Raw genomic sequence first — 18225 nt, forward strand, 5'->3', positions numbered from 1 at the left:
CTGGTAATATGGTATTATATTTTCTGTAGTAAGATGACATAAACAACTACGTTTTTGTGATGAAAAGGTGTCATCGATAATAGAGTGGGGCAACGAAGTCTATGTTGAAAATTAGACGTCTGTCACACTCTCTTTCTTGTTATAAACAATGTAGGAAAGAGGGATATTTTGATTAAAGCAATAGCAGTAGACAAAGATGGAACATTTTTAAATTCAGAGCATTCATATGATAGAGCTTATTTTGATCGATTATTTACAGAAATTAAACGACAAAACATAAAATTTATCGTTGCCAGTGGTAATCAATACGCACAGTTACAATCATTTTTCCCGGATAAAGATGAAGAAATTACTTTTGTAGGTGAAAACGGGGCAGTTACATTTTTCAAAGATAAATTACTTAATGCGCATCATTTCGATGCTACTTTAATCGAAGATGTAGTTAAATTTTTAGAACAGGAACATCATATAAAAAATATTATTTTAAGCGGCGCTAAGACTGCATATTTACATCATGATGCGCCTGAAGCGTTTAAAAAGCACGTTAAATTATATTATAAAGATCTTACATATGTAGACAATTTCGATGATTTAAGCCATGATAAAATTGTCAAAGTAGCAATGCTCATTACGGATGGAAATTTATTAAATAATGTGGTTAACGAATTAAACGACAAATTTGGTGAATCAATTCGCTCAGTTACGAGTGGATTTGATAGTTTAGATTTGTTGGTGCCGCATGTTAATAAAGGAGAAGCGATAAAAGAGTTGTTAGCAAAATGGGATATTCAAGAAGATGAGTTATTAGCTTTTGGTGATGCTAACAATGATATCGAAATGCTACAGTTAACGCCGCATAGTTATGCGATGGAAAGTTGCAGTCCAGAGTTGGCAGAAGTTGCACAGCATCGAGCGCCTTCTAATGAAGAATCAGGTGTTTTACAAGTAATTGAAAAATATTTAAAAGAACAACAATAGTAGTTAATTCATATATTAAAAAGAGTGATTTCCAACGATATTAGGAGACCACTCTTTTATTTATATTTGGAATGCCACAAAATGTATTTGATAGAAAATGATAAATATTGTGTGTCTATCAATAGACAAAAAAGACTACAGCCATGGCACTATGGCTGTAACCTTTTCCTAATATTTAAAATTTAGTTTACGATGTGAACGGGAACTGGTGAATTGTTAGCTACTTTATGCGTTACATTCCCTAAGACGTTTCCTAAGTTTGCTTTATCACGTTTATTGCTCATTACTACAACGTCATATTTATTAGTTTCAAGTTCGCCTAAAATTCTGTTTCTGATTGGGCCAGAGCTAAATTTTATATTAACTTGTACGCCTGTAGATTGAAGTTGTTCCACGAAAGGTTGTAATCTTTCTTTCTTTTTGTCTGTTAAATCTTCAACGTGTCTATTATCGTAACGTACAGAGCTCTGTAATTCTGCATCAGATATAACGTTGTAAATAGTTACCGTAGCATCATTTTGGCCACCACTAAGATTTTCAATTGCTTTTGGCACGTTCGTAAATGAGTTTTCAAAGTCATATGCTAATAAAATATTTTTATACATAATCTTTGCCCCCTTTACAATACATATACCCTGTTTTTGAAAAATTACATGTCTCTATAGTTAAATAAATAGATAAAGTTTATACATCTAATCCAATAATTTCGCTAACATTATTATAGTTGTGTTGAGCTAAATAAGTAGCCAGTTCTTTATTTATTTTTTTAGTTAGTCCAGGTCCTTGTAATACGAGTGAACTATAAATTTGAACTAAGGATGCCCCGCTACGTAACATAGTTATGACATCTTCTGTAGTGAAGATTCCTCCTGTACCAATGATTAAGAAGTCGCCATTAGTCTCTTTATAAGTCCATTTGATAAGTTCTAAGTTACGTTCAAATAGTGGTTTACCACTTAAGCCACCAGATTCATTCTTATGTGGTGATGCCAAATTATCTCTATGCTGAGTTGTGTTTGCTAATACTATGCCATCAAAAGTCTCAACAATTGAAGGTAATATGTGTTTTAATTCTGATGTTTGTAAGTCAGAAGTAAGTTTTATAAATATTGGAATTTGTAAGTGATGTTGTTCCTTATAATCGGTAATTGCTTGGCACAACATTGTAAATTCATCTTTGTCATGAAAGTTTTGTAAGTTTGCTGTGTTTGGTGAACTAATATTGACTGTAAAATATGTAACATCATTTTTAAATGTATCAATAACTTTAATATAATCTTGATATCTTGCTTCGTATGTCGTGGTTTTATTAACACCTACATTAAGTCCTATAGGTAATGAGTAAGCAAAACGTCTTAAATTACTTAAGGCTTTATTCATGCCCAGATTGTTAAAACCCATGCGGTTTATTAATGCATCGTCTTCAAGTAAACGATACATGCGAGGTTTAGGATTACCATCTTGTGGCTTCGGTGTTATACCTCCAAGTTCTATTGCGCCAAATCCTGCCATTTCAAGTGCTTTTGGTACTTCGCAAGATTTATCAAAACCTGCGGCAAGGCCAATTGGGTTATGGAATGTAATGCCTTTAATATGCTGTGTTAGTGATGCATGTTCATAATGAAAAAAACGTTTAATAGTTGATAACATTAACGGATGAGTTTGTGTTAATTTAAGTGCATTAATTGTTTTACCATGAGCCTCTTCAGGATCCATCTTAAATAATAAAGGTTTCATTAATTTATACATTGATTACGCTCCAATAATTTGATTTTGAAAATACAATTTAGCTTTAATAATTATCTTTATTCTATAATAAAATGGAAGGTAAAATAAAGTTACTATAAGCAAATAGTTAACTTATCTTGTAAATGAAGTTGCAGCAATGAGATTAACAAGTGAGGAAACAGGTAATATTATAAATATATGACGTGAAAGAAAGTAGGGATGTTATGAATCAATCATGGCAAGAACAACTTCCACTAAATAATATTAAAAGCATTTCCCCGGTTAGTGGAGGCGATGTTAATGATGCATATATAGTAGAGACAGACAATGATACTTATTTTTTACTTGTACAAAAAAATAGAGAGGCAGATTTTTATGCCGCGGAAATTGCAGGTTTGAAAAAATTTGAAGAAGCGGGTATCAAAGCACCTATCGTAGAGGGTAACGGTCAAATAGATAACGATGCTTATTTATTATTAAGCTATTTACAAGAAGCTGGACGTGGAGACCAACGGGATTTAGCAAAATTGGTTGCTAAAATGCATAGTCAACAACAATCTGACGGTAAATTTGGGTTTGAAATGCCACATGAAGGTGGCGATATTTCATTCGATAATAGTTGGTGTGATACATGGCAAGAATTATTCGTTGAAAGACGTTTAGTACCATTACAAGAAGCGCTAGTAGATAAAGGATTATGGATAGAGGACGACGTAGATACCTTTAACCAAGTTAAAGATGTCATCAATAAGGCTTTAAAAGAACATAATAGTAAACCTTCATTGCTCCACGGGGATATGTGGGGAGGCAACCATATGTTTCTAGCCGATGGGGAACCTGCTTTATTTGATCCCGCCCCGTTATATGGTGATAGAGAGTTTGATATGGGCATCACTACTGTGTTTGGTGGTTTTAATCAAGCATTTTATGAAGAATATAATAAACAATTCCCATTAGCTAAAGGTGCAGAGTTCCGTATGGAATTTTATAAGTTATATATTTTAATGATTCACTTATTAAAATTTGGTGGTATGTATGCTACGAGCGTCGATCGTTCGATGGCAAAAATTTTAAATTAATAAATTACGAGGTTGAGATAACAGACGGTATCTCAACCTTTATTTTTGTGTGAACAAAAAATATATAGGCGGAAAAATTGCAAAATACATAAGTTAGTAGAATTATTATCTTAGGAGTAATAAATACTAGGAGGAGTTAGATGGATAGTAAAAGACTAAAAGAAACTTTGTTAAATAATTATAATCAACGTATCAAGTCAGCCGAACAAGATGATTTTAACATTAATAAAGAATTAGAAAATGTATTAAACGGTATTGGCTATTCTATAGATGACACAGGAGGCAAGGTTGAATTTTACGGTAAAGACCCTATACAACCGAGTACTTTGAAAATCGCTTCTCTTGCGGGAATTGGATTGGCAGCTAAATCGGTAGCTATTGCATCTTTATGGAAGACAAGAACGGGAGTTAGCCAAGATATTCAAGTAGATATAAGAAAGGCATTAAAAAGACTTTCTCCGTTTTATGAAAAAAAGTGGGAAACAGTGAATGGTTTTGCAGCAAAAGCCCAAATATTTCCCGATAATCCTACGCGTTTTGACTTCTACCAAACAAAAGATGGACGCTGGGTTATGCCTTTAAATCCTTATCCTAGTGCACAAAGACATACATTAGAATTGTTAAATGCACTGCCAAATAAAAAATCAATTTCACATGCTATTAGACAATGGCATTCACATGACTTAGAAGAGAAAGCTGCCGAAAATGGTGTTGTGATGCCTGTCGTGCGCTCTGTTCCAGAATTTTTAAATGAAGAACAATTTGAATATATAGCTAAAAATCCATTAGTGACAATTGAAAAAATTGGTGAATCTGATCCGGAACCTTTTACTAGTAATCCTTCTCAACCTTTAGATGGCATACGTGCACTTGGGATGGGTCATGTAATTGCAGGGGCTGGACTTGGTCGTGGTTTAGCATTACATGGAGCCGATGTATTGAATGTGTGGCGTCCTTCTGAATTTGAAGAAGAATCATTACTTTTAACTTCCCATATTGGCATGCGCTCAACGTATTTAGATATTGATAACCAACGCGCGCACAGACAAAAATTTGATGAATTATTACAAGACGCCGATATTTTCTTTTTGAATAAACGTAGCGGATTTATGACTGAAAAACATTTAACGCCACATGAATTAGCAGAACAAAGACCTGGTATTATTCATTGTTCAGTTAGTTGTTATGGTGAAGAAGGACCGTGGTCAGACAGAAATGGTTTTGATCAAACGGCTGGATGTGTAACAGGCGTTATGGATTTAGAAGGCACACCTGATAAACCTAAATTACCACCAATCGTTGTAGTCAATGACTATGTTATTTCTTGGTTGATGGAAACTGCTGCCATTAAAGCACTTGAAAGAAGAGCGCAAGAAGGTGGCAGTTATAAAATTCAAGTTAATCTAAGTCGTATTTCATTATATCTGTTATCCCTAGGTATTTTTGATAAAAACTATGTAACTAGCACTTATAATTCTACCGATGAACATACCATAGTAAGTCCTGATCAATTCGAAGACGATACGCCATTAGGTCATTATGTTGGCGTCACTGATCAAGTGGAAATGACTGAAACACCAGGAGAATATAAATATACATTAACGCCAAGAGGGGCAAGTAAACCTGAATGGCTAAAATGTTAATGCTTGGTAATTATCTAAAGATTTAAAATGAAATTTAATTCTCTTAAAAAGCCTGTACTATTTTTCAAAGTACGGGCTTTTTATTTTAGCTATTTAAACAGTACTTAGTAATTTGATTATAGTTTTTCCTCGTAATTGTTAAATCTAATGTTTATTAAAGTAATTATGTTTTAAAATTAATTTTATAAAACGATTGATTATTTTTCGTATTAAATATAAATTAAGTAATAAGAAAAATTAGGAGGTTTTTATTATGTCAAAAAAAGTAATAACAAGTTTAGCGACGGTATTAGCTGTTTCTTCTGTAATTAATTTCAGTCACCATAATATTAAAGCTGCGACTAATAATGATACACAAAACACACAACAATCGAATAAGCCTAACGTTAGGGTTATATTACCGAATGAAGATAGACACCAAATAACTGAGACTACGAGTGGGCATTACCAATCATTAGGGTTTGTTGATATGGGTGAAAATATTGCAACAGGAGTAGTAATAGGAAAAAATACCATTTTGACAAATAAACACGTGACCGACTTATCTAACGGCAACATGAAATTTGCACCGGCGGCCTCTGATAGTTCTACATACCCATATGGAGAATTTGAAGAAGAAAGTAGTGAGCAATATGACGGGGATGCTGACTTAGCAGTAGTTCATTTTAAAACCAATGACAAAGGCCAACATTTAGGTGATGTAGTTGATCCGGTTACTATTGGTGACCCAACTCAAGAACAAAAGGGAGATAACATGACAGTAACTGGCTATCCAGGTGATAAACCTACTGCGACAATGTGGGAAAGTAAAGGTAAGATCTTATCAAATAGTGCTTCAAGTATGACATATGATGCCAGTACATATGGCGGTAACTCTGGTTCAGGTGTATTTAACGATAACAATGAGTTGATAGCATTACATTATGGTGGCGTTGAAAATGAAAGTAATAATGCCATTCCTTTAACTGGGGACGTACTAAAATTCATTAAAGATAATAATAGTTAACAATAGCTATTTATTTACAATAATAAAAACATTGTTTGATAGTACAGATACACATAGTGATGCGTTATATTAACTAGAAAGTAATACTTAATTTGTCTAACATTATAAAATATGGCTAGTTTCTACTATATAAAGTGTAAATTATTCGCATTTAATATAGTAGAAAAGTATACTTAATAATCCGATCTATTTATATAAGGGATGATTAAGTAAGTGAAAAGCATAATAAAAGCGTGTATTTGGATATTAATTATAATGGTGCCTATCATTATCTACACATTTAATATTGGTAATGTCAGGCATCATTTGGATGATACATTTCAAAACAATATAGGTGTAGATAAAAAATCAGCTGAATTTAATGACTTTATTTCTAAACAACAAAGTAGGGAAACTGAATCATTTGGTGACTATAAAAATAAAGAATTGAGTAGTGAAGGTAAACATTATGGTATAGACTATGGTGTGCCAGAAGATACTAAAGTAAAAGCTGTTACACCTGGAACAGTTACACGAACGTTTGATAATGAGTACGGTGGCAAAGTATTACAAATTGCAGAAAATAATGGTCAATATCATCAATGGTACATGCACCTTAATAAATACAAGGTCAAAGTTGGAGATAAAGTTAAGCCAGGAGATGTAATTGCATTATCTGGGAATACAGGTAAACAAACTACAGGGCCACACATACATTTTCAAAGGATGAAAAATGGAGTGGGAAATAAATATGCAGAAGACCCCAAACCGTTTATAGATAAACTACCCGATAAAGAGCATAGTATTTACGAATTGTGATAGTGCCCACATCTTTAGTTATCGAAATAAAGGGTAAATATATTAGAACAATACGCTAAGGAGGATTTGTGTATGTCTGATATAAATAATGTACATCCACCCGAACAATTTAAATATAAAAATGCCTCAGTCAGAATAAAAAATTACTTTCAATTTACTTGCGATAACCGAATATATTTTTCGAAAACGAAGCATATTGATTTAAAGAATCAACTTTATCAATTCGATGTTGAAATCTTATCGCCGATTGATGACTTAGGTTTGGCGTTAGATTTTAATGAAGTGGATAAAATTTATGACGAATACATTGCGCCTTATTTAGATAATCAATTAGTAAACGCAACGTTACCTACAATGAATACAACTGCCGAAAATATTGCTTTATGGATATGGGACCAATTTGCTAGAGTTATACCTGAAGGCAATAAATTAGAAAAGTTAACATTTTATGAAAATAAAACACAAGGTTTAGTTCTCACAGCAGAGGACATGCAATAATTTAAACTTTAGCTCCTTACAAAATGTACAATGCTAATTTTGTAAGGGGCTAATATTTGGTGTGAATTTTGTATAAAAATTTTAATAACTATTTTTTTTATAAATGATACATGGTATATTATATCTTATATTTTACCAGGAGGTAGATTTTATATGGAAAAAATCAGTCCTAAACAATTTTTATACAATGTTTTATCAGGTGTAGCAATTGCGATAGTAGCAGGCCTTGTGCCTAACGCAATTCTAGGAGAATTATTAAAATTTTTAGCAAGTAAAAATACAATCTTTCAAACCCCGTTACAAATAGTCCTTGCCATTCAATTTACCGTACCATTATTGGTAGGTACTTTAATTGCAATGAAATTTAAGCTTCAACCATTAGCAACGGCTGTCGTAGCAAGTTCTGCTTTTGTTGGGAGTGGCGTTGCACAATTTAAAAATGGAGCGGTAGTGTTAGTAGGTGTAGGTGACTTAATTAATACTATGATTACGGCTGCAATAGCAGTTTTGTTTATTTTAATAATTGGGAATCGCTTTGGTAGCCTTGGATTAATATTTTTACCAACGTTAGTCGGTGTTTCAGCAAGTTTAATAGGCGTCACGATACTTCCATACATAAAATTAATTACTACAGGTATAGGTAATCTTATTAATACATTTACTGAGTTACAACCTATATTAATGTCAATTTTAATCGCTATCGTCTTTAGTTTCCTTATTATATCTCCAATTTCAACAGTAGCAACTTCATTAGCTATAGGTATAACAGGCTTAGCGGCTGGCTCAGCATCGATAGGTATTGTGGCCTGTGAAGCGGCATTAGTAGCCGGGACGATTAAAATAAATAGAGCAGGCGTACCATTAACGATATTTTTAGGTGGCGTGAAAATGATGATGCCCAATATGGTTCGACACCCTATGATTTTACTTCCAGTATTTACAACAGCTATTATTTCAGGTTTTGTAGGTGGATTATTAGAAATTAGTGGCACGAAGGAATCGGCTGGGTTTGGAATAATCGGCTTGATAGGTCCAATTAGTGCTTTTAAATTAATGGAAGCTGATCCATTGATGAGGTTATTATTAGTGTTTATAGCATTTTTTGTCGTACCGTTTATTGTAGGCTTCACGGTCAATGCTATCTATATGAAAATCTTTAAATTATATGATAGAGAAATATTCAAATTTTTAGCGTAATTATTACTTATAATCCCAATAATGAAAAATAAAAAGGACGTTCTCTAATCAATTAGAGAACGTCCATCTTTTTAGTTAAGCGTATAAGCGTATAAGCGATATTTTTAAAGTTGTTTCATTCTTTCTAACATGACTAATTTTAGTGGTCTAATTAAATGATAGTTAGTATTTTTAGTATTATCTTTTACTAATTCTTCTAACAATTCAACAAGCTCGATATCACTTTTGTGACTATACCAATTATATAGTTGGTCGTCAGACAATTGACTCAGTTTGTACTTTTCAATGTCATAATAGCGATCGGCACCAAGTCCACCTTCATCAATCATAGTAGAAATACGTGGAGACCGTGTTTCGTAAAGTTTGTCAATTCGTAAACGTGTATCATTATAAGTAGTCATAACAAAATCCTCCTTTCAAATGGTAACGTGGAGTCATTTCCAACTTGCTTAAATGCTGAATACTTCTCGTTAATAAATGCTACAAACTAATATCTTCACTTATAGTGTATTATTACAAAGTAATTTACACAATATCTTTGCTCAATTTACTTTATTTTTTAGATTTTAGGGTGAAATTTGACTGATTTTTATTAAGTAACTTAATTTTCGTGCAAATTATTATATTACAAGAATGTAATAAAAGTATGTCATGTAATTTTTCTGATAATAACAAAAATTCCGACGAATACTGTCGCATAAGTTTATAAATAGGTAAATTGCTTGCTATTAAGTTGGTTTAAATTTATCGAACAATGTTACAGATTGTTACATTACGATATTGTTGTCATATAATTTACATGTTTTGTAAATGTTTTGTTATTAACGTGTAATACAAATGAAGATTTTTTGTGGTATATTATGTCTTGTCGAAAAAGCAATACATTATTTTTTTAAGTTAGCACATACGAAATTTATTAAATTCAAATATAGTTTTACTAACAAAAATAACTGGAGGATTTTTAATTATGAAAAAGTCAGTATTAGTATCATCATTAGCAGTAGCATTAGGAGTAACAGGTTACGCAGCAAGCAGTGACCATAACCAAGCACACGCTTCAGAAGGTAACGTAAACAAAGCGCACTTAGCTGAATTAGCATTAAACAACTCATCAGAATTAAATGAGCACCCAGTACAAGCTGGCGCTTATAACTATAACTTCAACTACGCTGGTCATTCATTCAGCTTCCAATCAAATGGTAACACATGGACTTGGTCAGTAGACGGACACGTTGATGCTCAACAAGATGCTTCAGCATCATACACAAACAACAACTCAGCTCAAGTTGCTCAACCACAACAAACAACTTCTCAACAAGCTGAAGTTAAAACTGTAGCAGCTCCAAAAGCTTCTACTAGCCAAGCACAAACTACACAAAGTGCTCAAACAACACAAACAACAACTCAAAGTACACAAAGTACACAAAGTACTTCAAGTTCTTCATCATCTTCATCAGCATCAACTGGTGGATCTGTTAAAGCTCAATTCTTAGCTGCAGGTGGTACTGAAGCGCTTTGGAACACTATCGTTTTACCAGAATCAAGTGGTAACCCTAACGCTGTTAACGAATTAGGATACAGAGGCTTAGGACAAACTAAAGAATCTTGGGGAACTGGTTCAGTAGCTACACAAACTAAAGGTTTAATCAACTACGCTAATCAACGTTATGGTTCAGTTGACGCAGCTGTATCTTTCCGTAGCAAAAACAACTGGTGGTAAGATTTAGTTAAAATAAATATTTTTAAAAGCTAGGACATAGTTAGATGTCTTAGCTTTTTTTATTTTCATTCTATAAAAATTAAAGAATGATTTATAGTTAATAATGAAGTTGACACTCGAACGCTTTTTGTTAAACTTAATCTTAATTTGAAAGTTTAACAGCACAGTATGTGCTGGCATTTATTGAGTACACATTTGGTAAATATAATGGAAGGGGTAGTTGTATTGATTATATCTGATAGATTAGCTCAAATACCAGAAAGCTATTTTGGTAAAACAATGGGACGTGAAATTGAACATGGACCTTTACCGTTAATTAATATGGCTGTAGGGATACCGGATGGCGAGACGCCTAAAGGTATTTTAGATCATTTTGCAAATGCACTATATCAACCTGAAAATCAAAAATATGTTGCATTTCACGGGAAAGTTGAATTTAAACAAGCTATCGTAAATTTTTATCAACGACAATATGGTGTGGAGTTAGATTCTGAAGAAGAAGTGTGTATTCTATACGGTACAAAAAATGGTCTGGTAGGATTGCCTACTTGTATAGTTAATCCTGGAGAAAATGTACTATTACCTGATCCCGGATATACAGACTACCTAGCAGGTGTACAATTGGCTGATGGCATACCTAAGACTTTACCATTAGCACCACCGTATTATTTACCGGATTGGACACAAATAAGTAATGATACATTAATTAACACGAAGTTAGTTTATCTTACTTACCCTAACAATCCTACGGGTTCTGTTGCTTCACAACAAGTATTTGATGATGCAATAAAACAATTTAAAGGAACTAAAACTAAAATAGTACATGACTTTGCCTATAGTGCATTCGGCTTTGACGCTAAAAACCCAAGTATTTTGCAAACTGAAGGGGCTAAAGATTTAGCGGTTGAAATATTTTCTCTTTCTAAAGGTTATAATATGTCTGGTTTTCGAGTTGGTTTTGCAGTAGGAAATAAAGAGATAATACGGGCATTAAAAAAGTATCAATCGCATACACATGCCGGTATGTTCGGCGCTTTGCAAGATGCTGCAACTTATGCACTCAATAATTATGACGACTTTTTAGAACAACAAAATATTAAATTTAGAAATAGAAGAGATTATATTCAAGCACAGTTAGACGAAGTTAATATACCTTATGAACCAATGGCAGGGGGTATATTTTTATGGTTGCAAACCCCTCCAAATTATGATGGTGAACAATTTGTATCGTACTTATTACAAGAACAGTCTATCCTTGTAGCACCGGGCATACCATTTGGACAAAATGGCAAACACTATGTTCGAATGTCGTTAGCATTAGACGACGAACAATTGAAAGAAGCGATTGCTAGACTCAAATCATTACAATCGTTATATCATCAACAATAAAAAAAGCACGTTTCTATAATGTTATAGGAACGTGCTTTTCTGTGAATGTTTACTTAACGTCATATCCTTGATCTTCTATAGCTTCAGCCATTGTTGCATCATCAACTTTGGCGTCATCATAATTGACCTCAACGGTACCAGCTTCTAAATTAACATCAGCTTGTGATACACCATCTAGATTATTTAAAGCGCCTGACACTGCACTTTTACAATGTTCACAGCTCATACCTTCGACTTGAATTGTTTTTGTAGCCATATTAATCACCTCCTTTAAAGTATAAGATTATAACTTCATACGTTTCAATCTTAAAGCATTCGTAACAACGCTGACAGAACTTAATGCCATTGCGGCACCTGCTACCCACGGGGCTAACAAGCCAATTGCAGCAATAGGAATGCCCGCAACATTATATCCGAAAGCCCAGAAAAGATTTTGTCTGATATTGCGAATAGTATATTGGCTCACTTTTAACGCTTTAGGAATGAGTAATAAATCGCCACCTAAAATAGTGATATCAGCTGCTTCAATAGCAACTTCGGTACCTGTACCTATAGCGATACCAGTTTGTGCTTGGACTAATGCAGGTGCATCATTGATACCATCACCGACCATTGCTACAGTACGGTTTTGTTGTAATTGCTTTATTTCATTAGCTTTTTGTTCCGGTAAAACGCCTGCAATTACATGATCGATACCGACTTGCTTGCCGATTGCTTTTGCAGTAAGCTCGTTATCGCCGGTTAACATCACTACATTAATATTTAACGCGTGTAATTGCGCGATAGCTTGTTTGGCATTTGATTTTACGGTATCTGCTACGGCTATAATACCAGCGAATGTACCCGATACTGCAATGTACATCGTCGTTTTACCTTCATTTTCAAAGGAAGATAAGTCATCTTGTACATGATTTACGCTTATTCCATGTTTGTTCATTAGTTTTAAATTACCTATCAAGACTTCTTTGTCGTCTATGGTCGCTTGAATACCGTGGCCCGGTATTGTTTCGAAATTTGTACTTTCAAGTAATGTAAGTTCTTTGTGTGTTGCATAATTTACAATAGCTTCGGCTAAAGAGTGTTCAGAATAATATTCGGCACTTGCGACAAGTTGTAATGTTGATAAATCACCTGTAAAGTCAGTGACTTCGGGTTTACCATTAGTTAATGTTCCTGTTTTGTCAAAGACAATTGTATCTAATTTATGTGCTTGTTCTATATGTCCTCCACCTTTAAATAAAATACCATTTTGAGCAGCTTTACCTGTACCAACCATAATAGAGGTTGGCGTGGCTAATCCTAAAGCACAAGGACAGGCAATAACAAGTACAGATATTGTAGCGATTAAAGCAGGTTCAAATTGCCCGGTATTGACGACAATAATCCAAATTAAAAAGGTAATCATAGCAATACCAACGACAATAGGGACGAAATAACTAGAAATAACATCTGCTAAACGTTGGATAGGTGCCTTAGAACCTTGAGCAGCTTCTACAGATTCAATAATTGAAGCAAGTGCAGTATCTTCACCAACTTGTGTAGCTTCCATAGTAATTGCGCCATTTTTATTTAATGTAGCGCCTATAACTTGATCATTTGTCGTTTTTTCAATTGGTAATGATTCTCCGGTAAGCATAGACTCATCAATCGCAGTTTGGCCTTTAGTTACAGTGCCATCTACTGGTATTTTTTCACCGGGTTTAACTTCGATTATATCGCCAACGACAACTTCACTTACTGGTATCATCTGAGCAGTACCATTCCGAATAACACGTGCTTCTTTGCTCTGTAAACTGAGTAATTTATTTAAAGCTTGTGTCGTGTGAGTCTTTGCACGGGCCTCTAAATATTTACCGAAAAGTATCAATGTAATTAATATGGCACTCGTTTCAAAATATAAATGAGGCGTAATGTTAGGTTGGATAATCCATTTGATTGTTTCGTAAATACTATAACCATATGCGGCAGTAGTACCTAAAGCAACAAGGACATCCATATTTGCCGAGCCGCTACGTAAACTTTTATAAGCGCCAGTGTAGAATTGCCAGCCTATACCAAATTGTACGATAGTGGCTAATACAAACTGGAAGTATGGATTCATAAATAGATGAGGTAACGGTAAGCCAAATAAGTGTACGAACATCGTCAATAGTAATGGTATAGATAACACGGCTGAAACACATAGTTTAATTAATTTATGGTGTAATTCTTTAGTTTTTTGAGATGTTTTGTCTTTAGAATTCGCTTTAAGCTGAGCATCATAACCTATATTTTTAATTTTTTTAATTAACTCGCTTGAAGATATGATTTCAGGATTGAATGTGACAGTACTTAGTTCGGTAGTTAAGTTGACAGTGGCCTGTTGGACACCATGTGTACGATTAAGTACCTTTTCAATACGTGTAGAACATGCAGCACATGTCATACCAAATACGTCTAATTCAATAGTATCAGTTACAACATCATAACCAGTCTTTTGTATCGTCTGTGTAATGTCTGCTAATGAATTTTGTTGAGCATCGTATTCAACAGTGGCTTTTTCGGTAGATGGATTTACCGTAGCAGTAACTTGATCTAGTTTATTTAAATTCTTTTCTATTCGGTTTGCACATGCAGCACACGTCATACCCGTAATTGCGAGTGTGTCTTTTTTATGAGTACTCATCGATTAGCACCTCCTTGTTAATTTAGTAACTTTATAGGTTTCAATATACCCCTAGTAGGTATAAAAGTCAACGTAGCTGTTTGGAATTTTTATTACCTTTGTTAAGGAAAATGATAAGATATAAACGATGAAATAAAACGTAATGGAAGATACAGATGGCCAAAGTGACATTTTTGTCATATTTGGAGGAGAATTTGTTAGGTCAAACGAACGTAATCACAGCAAATTTTTTTTACAATAAACTTACAAATTAGATAAAAGGAGTGTGTGTTATGTCTATATTAAACGTAAATGGTTTAACAAAATCATATGGAAATAGACATCAACGTCAAGAAGTATTAAAAGGATTAGATTTCTCTATTGAAGAAGGGGAATTCGTATCAATAATGGGGCCATCAGGTTCAGGGAAAACGACGTTGCTCAACGTGTTAAGTTCTATTGATTATATTACGAGTGGGATAGTTGAAATTAAAGGTCAAAAAATTAATAAAATGAGTAATAAAAAATTGGCTGATTTTAGAAAAAAAGAAATGGGCTTTATCTTCCAAGATTATAGTGTACTTAATACGTTAACGGTAAAAGAAAACATTATGTTGCCTTTATCTATACAAAACTTGTCAAAAGCAACAATGATGCAAAACTATGAAGAAGTAACAAAAACTTTAGGTATAGGCGAAATAGGACATAAATATCCAAATGAAATTTCAGGTGGGCAACAACAACGTACTGCAGCAGCACGTGCTTTCGTGCATAAACCTTCAATTATATTTGCCGACGAACCTACAGGTGCATTAGATTCAAAAAGTGCACAAGACTTATTGTATAGATTAGAAGAAATGAATAAGCAACTCGGTGCGACGATTGTCATGGTTACGCATGACCCAGTAGCTGCAAGTTATTCTAACAGAGTTATTATGTTAAAAGATGGCAGTATTCATTCAGAAATATACCAAGGCGACGATACAAATAATGAATTTTACAAAAATATTATTCATATGCAAACTGCCTTAGGTGGTGTAACAAATGACGTTTAATCAAATAGTATTGAAAAACTTCAAAAAAAATATACAACATTATGGAATGTATATCTTTTCATTAATCGTTAGTATTGTTTTATTCTTTAGTTTCGTTACATTAAAGTACACGCATAGCATTAACAATGCCGATTCAACTGTCGTTATTAAAAAAGGCGCTGCGACAGGTGCATACTTTCTATTTATTATAATTATTATCTTTTTAATGTATGCGAGTCATTTATTTATTAAACGACGTACTAAAGAATTCGCCATGTATCAACTCATTGGTCTGACTAAAAAGAATATTATGCGCATGTTGATGATTGAACAAATGGCAATGTTTGTTATTACAGGCATAATCGGATTGATTGTTGGTATATTTGGGTCAAAAATTTTATTAATGATTGTACTTAAAGTACTCAATGTACACACGAGTGTGTCGATTAACTTCCATTTTCAAGCATTGTTCCAAACTATTTTGATGCTTGTACTAGCGTTTGTATTAATCATGTGCCAAAATTATATATTTATTAAAAAACGTAGTATTTTACAAATGATGAGTGATCAATCAAAATCAGATGTCAAAAATCCAAAAGTTACATTTATAGAAACGATTTCAGGTGTGTTAGGCATTGTAATGATTCTTATTGGTTATTACTTATCTACAGAAATGTTCAATAAATTCCTTGGGGCCGCAATGATATTACCATTTATTATTTTAGCTTTAACAGTAGTGGGTGCTTATTTATTCTTTAGAAGCTCTGTATCACTCATATTTAAAACGGCTAAACGTATGAAAAAAGGTCATGTTTCTATTACAGATGTAGTATTTACGTCATCAATTATGCACCGTATGAAAAAGAATGCCTTGTCGCTTACAATTATTGCGACTATTTCTGCCGTGACAGTTACTATCTTGTGTTTCGGCGCCCTCAGTAAAGTGCAATTAGGTAATCAAATTGCCTCATCTTCTCCACAAGATTTTACGTTTGAAAAACCAAAGCAAGCTGACAAGTTTGCAGAACAATTAAAGCAACACAATATTAATTACAAGTTAAAATATAAAGAAGTTGCAACACCTAAGTTGTTAAAAGATAATGTATTAAATGCGCCTCAAATGTATAGCAATGTTGAAACGATGATAGTGACTAGTAATAAATATTTCCATGATAAAGATGTTAAAGGAAACACTGCTAAACTAATTAACATGGGAATAACAGGGCCAGACATACATCCGGAACTTAATAAAGACATTGTAGTACAAGGGTCAAAAAAACATGCTTTTAAAGTGACATCTACAAGTAAAACGACTGAATTTTCAACACAAACATCGTTTAATAGCCCAGTACTATTAGTAAGTGAGGACAAATATAATGATTTAAAACAACATAGTGAAGACGTGAGAACACAGTCTGGATTTGATATTGTTAATCATAAACAAATGACACAGGCTGAAAAGATAGCACATAAAATTAACCCTAATTTACCATCTCAAAGAGAAGTTAAGAAACAGGCAGATCAAAGTACAGGTATTTTATTATTTGTAACAAGTTTCTTAGGCTTAGCATTTTTAGTTGCAGCTGGTTGTATTATCTATATTAAACAAATGGATGAAACTGAAGATGAAATCGGCAACTTCCGTATTTTAAGAAAAATGGGTTACACGCATCAAGATATGACATTAGGCTTAGCGTTAAAAGTAGCATTTAATTTTGGTATGCCTTTAGTGGTGTCATTATTACATTCATTATTTGCAGCCTTAGCATTTATGAAATTAATGGGCTCGAGTACGTTAACACCTGTTTATATTGTAATGATAGCTTACTCAATTATTTACTGTATATTTGCGATAATGGCATTTATACATTCTCATCGAATAGTTAAACATTCAATTTGATGACTAGTGTGACGCTACTACCAATTTAAAATTTAACTGTTCCTCCAGAAAATAAATATTATCTCTTTTATATAAATAGGCGATTTCTATTGTTAATAACATAGAAATCGCCTTAATTTATTGTTTGGGATGGGCTATTATAATGTTTAAAAATGATTATAGGTACGATGAGTTTGTAGCAAGGTTGTCTTAAAAATAACTAAAAAAAAGACGCTAACCATTTTATAGTTAACGTCTCTTTTAAGTGTCATCAGTCTTTGCTTATATATATGAAAAGTAAGTGAATAGGAGTTTAAAAACTTGTTTTAGGTGCTGTATTCCCTTAATAAAATAAAGCTTTAAAAGAAGTCAGCTGGGTTTAAATCTTTAAAATCAATATTCTTTAATGATTTGAAGTTTATGTTTTCAACATTTTGCAAAATCTCGCCATTTTTAACTTGATTGTAGTAATGATGAGCGTCTTCAGTTACATCGTGTTCTTGGAACGTTTTGATAGCTCCAAGTATTAATAATACTGCAATGGCACCTCTTAATAATGTTTTCATAATTAATAACTCCTTTAAATACTTGATATATATATTGTAACTGTTTAATACAATAATATCATGCGT

The 18225-nt window shown here is 33.2% G+C and carries 17 protein-coding genes; 11 read left to right on the plus strand and 6 right to left on the minus strand.

The annotated features are described in order from the left end of the window. Positions 1-168 precede the first annotated feature (168 nt). Positions 169-978 (plus strand): Cof-type HAD-IIB family hydrolase, encoded by an 810-nt coding sequence (locus tag ISP08_RS02100; RefSeq protein WP_195719192.1) that lies wholly within the window; start codon positions 169-171, stop codon positions 976-978. A gap of 182 nt (positions 979-1160) precedes the next feature. On the opposite strand, the gene ISP08_RS02105 is transcribed toward ISP08_RS02100, so the two are convergent. Next, entirely contained in the window at positions 1161-1583 is a 423-nt protein-coding gene (locus ISP08_RS02105) for a universal stress protein (protein ID WP_195719193.1), read from the minus strand. 79 nt (positions 1584-1662) lie between these two features. Further along, positions 1663-2727 carry a quinone-dependent dihydroorotate dehydrogenase gene (locus ISP08_RS02110; RefSeq protein ID WP_195719194.1) on the minus strand — a complete coding sequence of 355 codons (1065 nt, stop codon included), beginning with the start codon at positions 2725-2727 and terminating at the stop codon, positions 1663-1665. 203 nt (positions 2728-2930) lie between these two features. Between ISP08_RS02110 and ISP08_RS02115 the strand changes: the two genes are divergently transcribed. The 6 genes from ISP08_RS02115 to ISP08_RS02140 all read left to right on the plus strand — a co-directional run bounded on the left by ISP08_RS02115 (position 2931) and on the right by ISP08_RS02140 (position 8927). Continuing rightward, positions 2931-3785 (plus strand): fructosamine kinase family protein, encoded by an 855-nt coding sequence (locus tag ISP08_RS02115; RefSeq protein ID WP_195719195.1) that lies wholly within the window; start codon positions 2931-2933, stop codon positions 3783-3785. Positions 3786-3925: 140 nt separating this feature from the next. Continuing rightward, complete coding sequence (locus ISP08_RS02120) at positions 3926-5428, plus strand: CoA transferase (protein ID WP_195719196.1); 1503 nt, start codon at positions 3926-3928, stop codon at positions 5426-5428. A gap of 253 nt (positions 5429-5681) precedes the next feature. Beyond that, a complete protein-coding gene (locus tag ISP08_RS02125) occupies positions 5682-6434 on the plus strand; it encodes a trypsin-like serine peptidase (protein WP_195719197.1) in 753 nt (250 codons plus the stop codon). Positions 6435-6689: 255 nt separating this feature from the next. Further along, complete coding sequence (locus ISP08_RS02130; RefSeq protein WP_195719377.1) at positions 6690-7232, plus strand: M23 family metallopeptidase; 543 nt, start codon at positions 6690-6692, stop codon at positions 7230-7232. Between the two features lie 72 nt (positions 7233-7304). Beyond that, on the plus strand, positions 7305-7730 hold the full coding sequence (locus ISP08_RS02135) for a 6-pyruvoyl trahydropterin synthase family protein (RefSeq protein ID WP_195719198.1): 426 nt from the start codon (positions 7305-7307) through the stop codon (positions 7728-7730). 153 nt (positions 7731-7883) lie between these two features. Further along, positions 7884-8927, plus strand: a complete 1044-nt coding sequence (locus tag ISP08_RS02140) for a PTS sugar transporter subunit IIC (protein WP_048793838.1) — start codon at positions 7884-7886, stop codon at positions 8925-8927. Between the two features lie 104 nt (positions 8928-9031). On the opposite strand, the gene ISP08_RS02145 is transcribed toward ISP08_RS02140, so the two are convergent. After that, positions 9032-9328, minus strand: a complete 297-nt coding sequence (locus tag ISP08_RS02145) for a hypothetical protein (RefSeq protein WP_195719199.1) — start codon at positions 9326-9328, stop codon at positions 9032-9034. 566 nt (positions 9329-9894) lie between these two features. Here ISP08_RS02145 and ISP08_RS02150 point away from each other — a divergent pair. Both ISP08_RS02150 and ISP08_RS02155 read left to right on the plus strand, forming a co-directional pair. Further along, positions 9895-10647 (plus strand): aggregation-promoting factor C-terminal-like domain-containing protein, encoded by a 753-nt coding sequence (locus ISP08_RS02150; RefSeq protein WP_195719200.1) that lies wholly within the window; start codon positions 9895-9897, stop codon positions 10645-10647. Positions 10648-10872: 225 nt separating this feature from the next. Then, positions 10873-12036, plus strand: coding sequence for an aminotransferase class I/II-fold pyridoxal phosphate-dependent enzyme (locus tag ISP08_RS02155; RefSeq protein ID WP_195719201.1), 1164 nt, complete (start codon positions 10873-10875; stop codon positions 12034-12036). 49 nt (positions 12037-12085) lie between these two features. Here the strand turns inward: ISP08_RS02155 and copZ are convergent, their stop codons facing one another. Both copZ and ISP08_RS02165 read right to left on the minus strand, forming a co-directional pair. Continuing rightward, positions 12086-12292: a copper chaperone CopZ gene (gene copZ, locus ISP08_RS02160; protein WP_048793842.1), complete on the minus strand. Its 207-nt coding sequence runs from the start codon at positions 12290-12292 to the stop codon at positions 12086-12088. Between the two features lie 27 nt (positions 12293-12319). Then, positions 12320-14701, minus strand: coding sequence for a heavy metal translocating P-type ATPase (locus ISP08_RS02165; RefSeq protein WP_195719202.1), 2382 nt, complete (start codon positions 14699-14701; stop codon positions 12320-12322). 272 nt (positions 14702-14973) lie between these two features. Here ISP08_RS02165 and ISP08_RS02170 point away from each other — a divergent pair, with 272 nt between their 5' ends. Both ISP08_RS02170 and ISP08_RS02175 read left to right on the plus strand, forming a co-directional pair. After that, on the plus strand, positions 14974-15735 hold the full coding sequence (locus ISP08_RS02170; RefSeq protein ID WP_195719203.1) for an ABC transporter ATP-binding protein: 762 nt from the start codon (positions 14974-14976) through the stop codon (positions 15733-15735). Then, a complete protein-coding gene (locus ISP08_RS02175) occupies positions 15725-17614 on the plus strand; it encodes an FtsX-like permease family protein (protein WP_195719204.1) in 1890 nt (629 codons plus the stop codon). The genes ISP08_RS02170 and ISP08_RS02175 overlap by 11 nt, the downstream gene beginning before the upstream one ends. A gap of 338 nt (positions 17615-17952) precedes the next feature. Here the strand turns inward: ISP08_RS02175 and ISP08_RS02180 are convergent, their stop codons facing one another. Further along, on the minus strand, positions 17953-18159 hold the full coding sequence (locus tag ISP08_RS02180) for a hypothetical protein (RefSeq protein ID WP_048793846.1): 207 nt from the start codon (positions 18157-18159) through the stop codon (positions 17953-17955). Between the last annotated feature and the right edge of the window lie 66 nt (positions 18160-18225).

It is taken from the genome of Staphylococcus lloydii, assembly GCF_015775975.1.
In the GTDB taxonomy this organism is placed as follows: Bacteria; Bacillota; Bacilli; order Staphylococcales; family Staphylococcaceae; genus Staphylococcus; species Staphylococcus lloydii.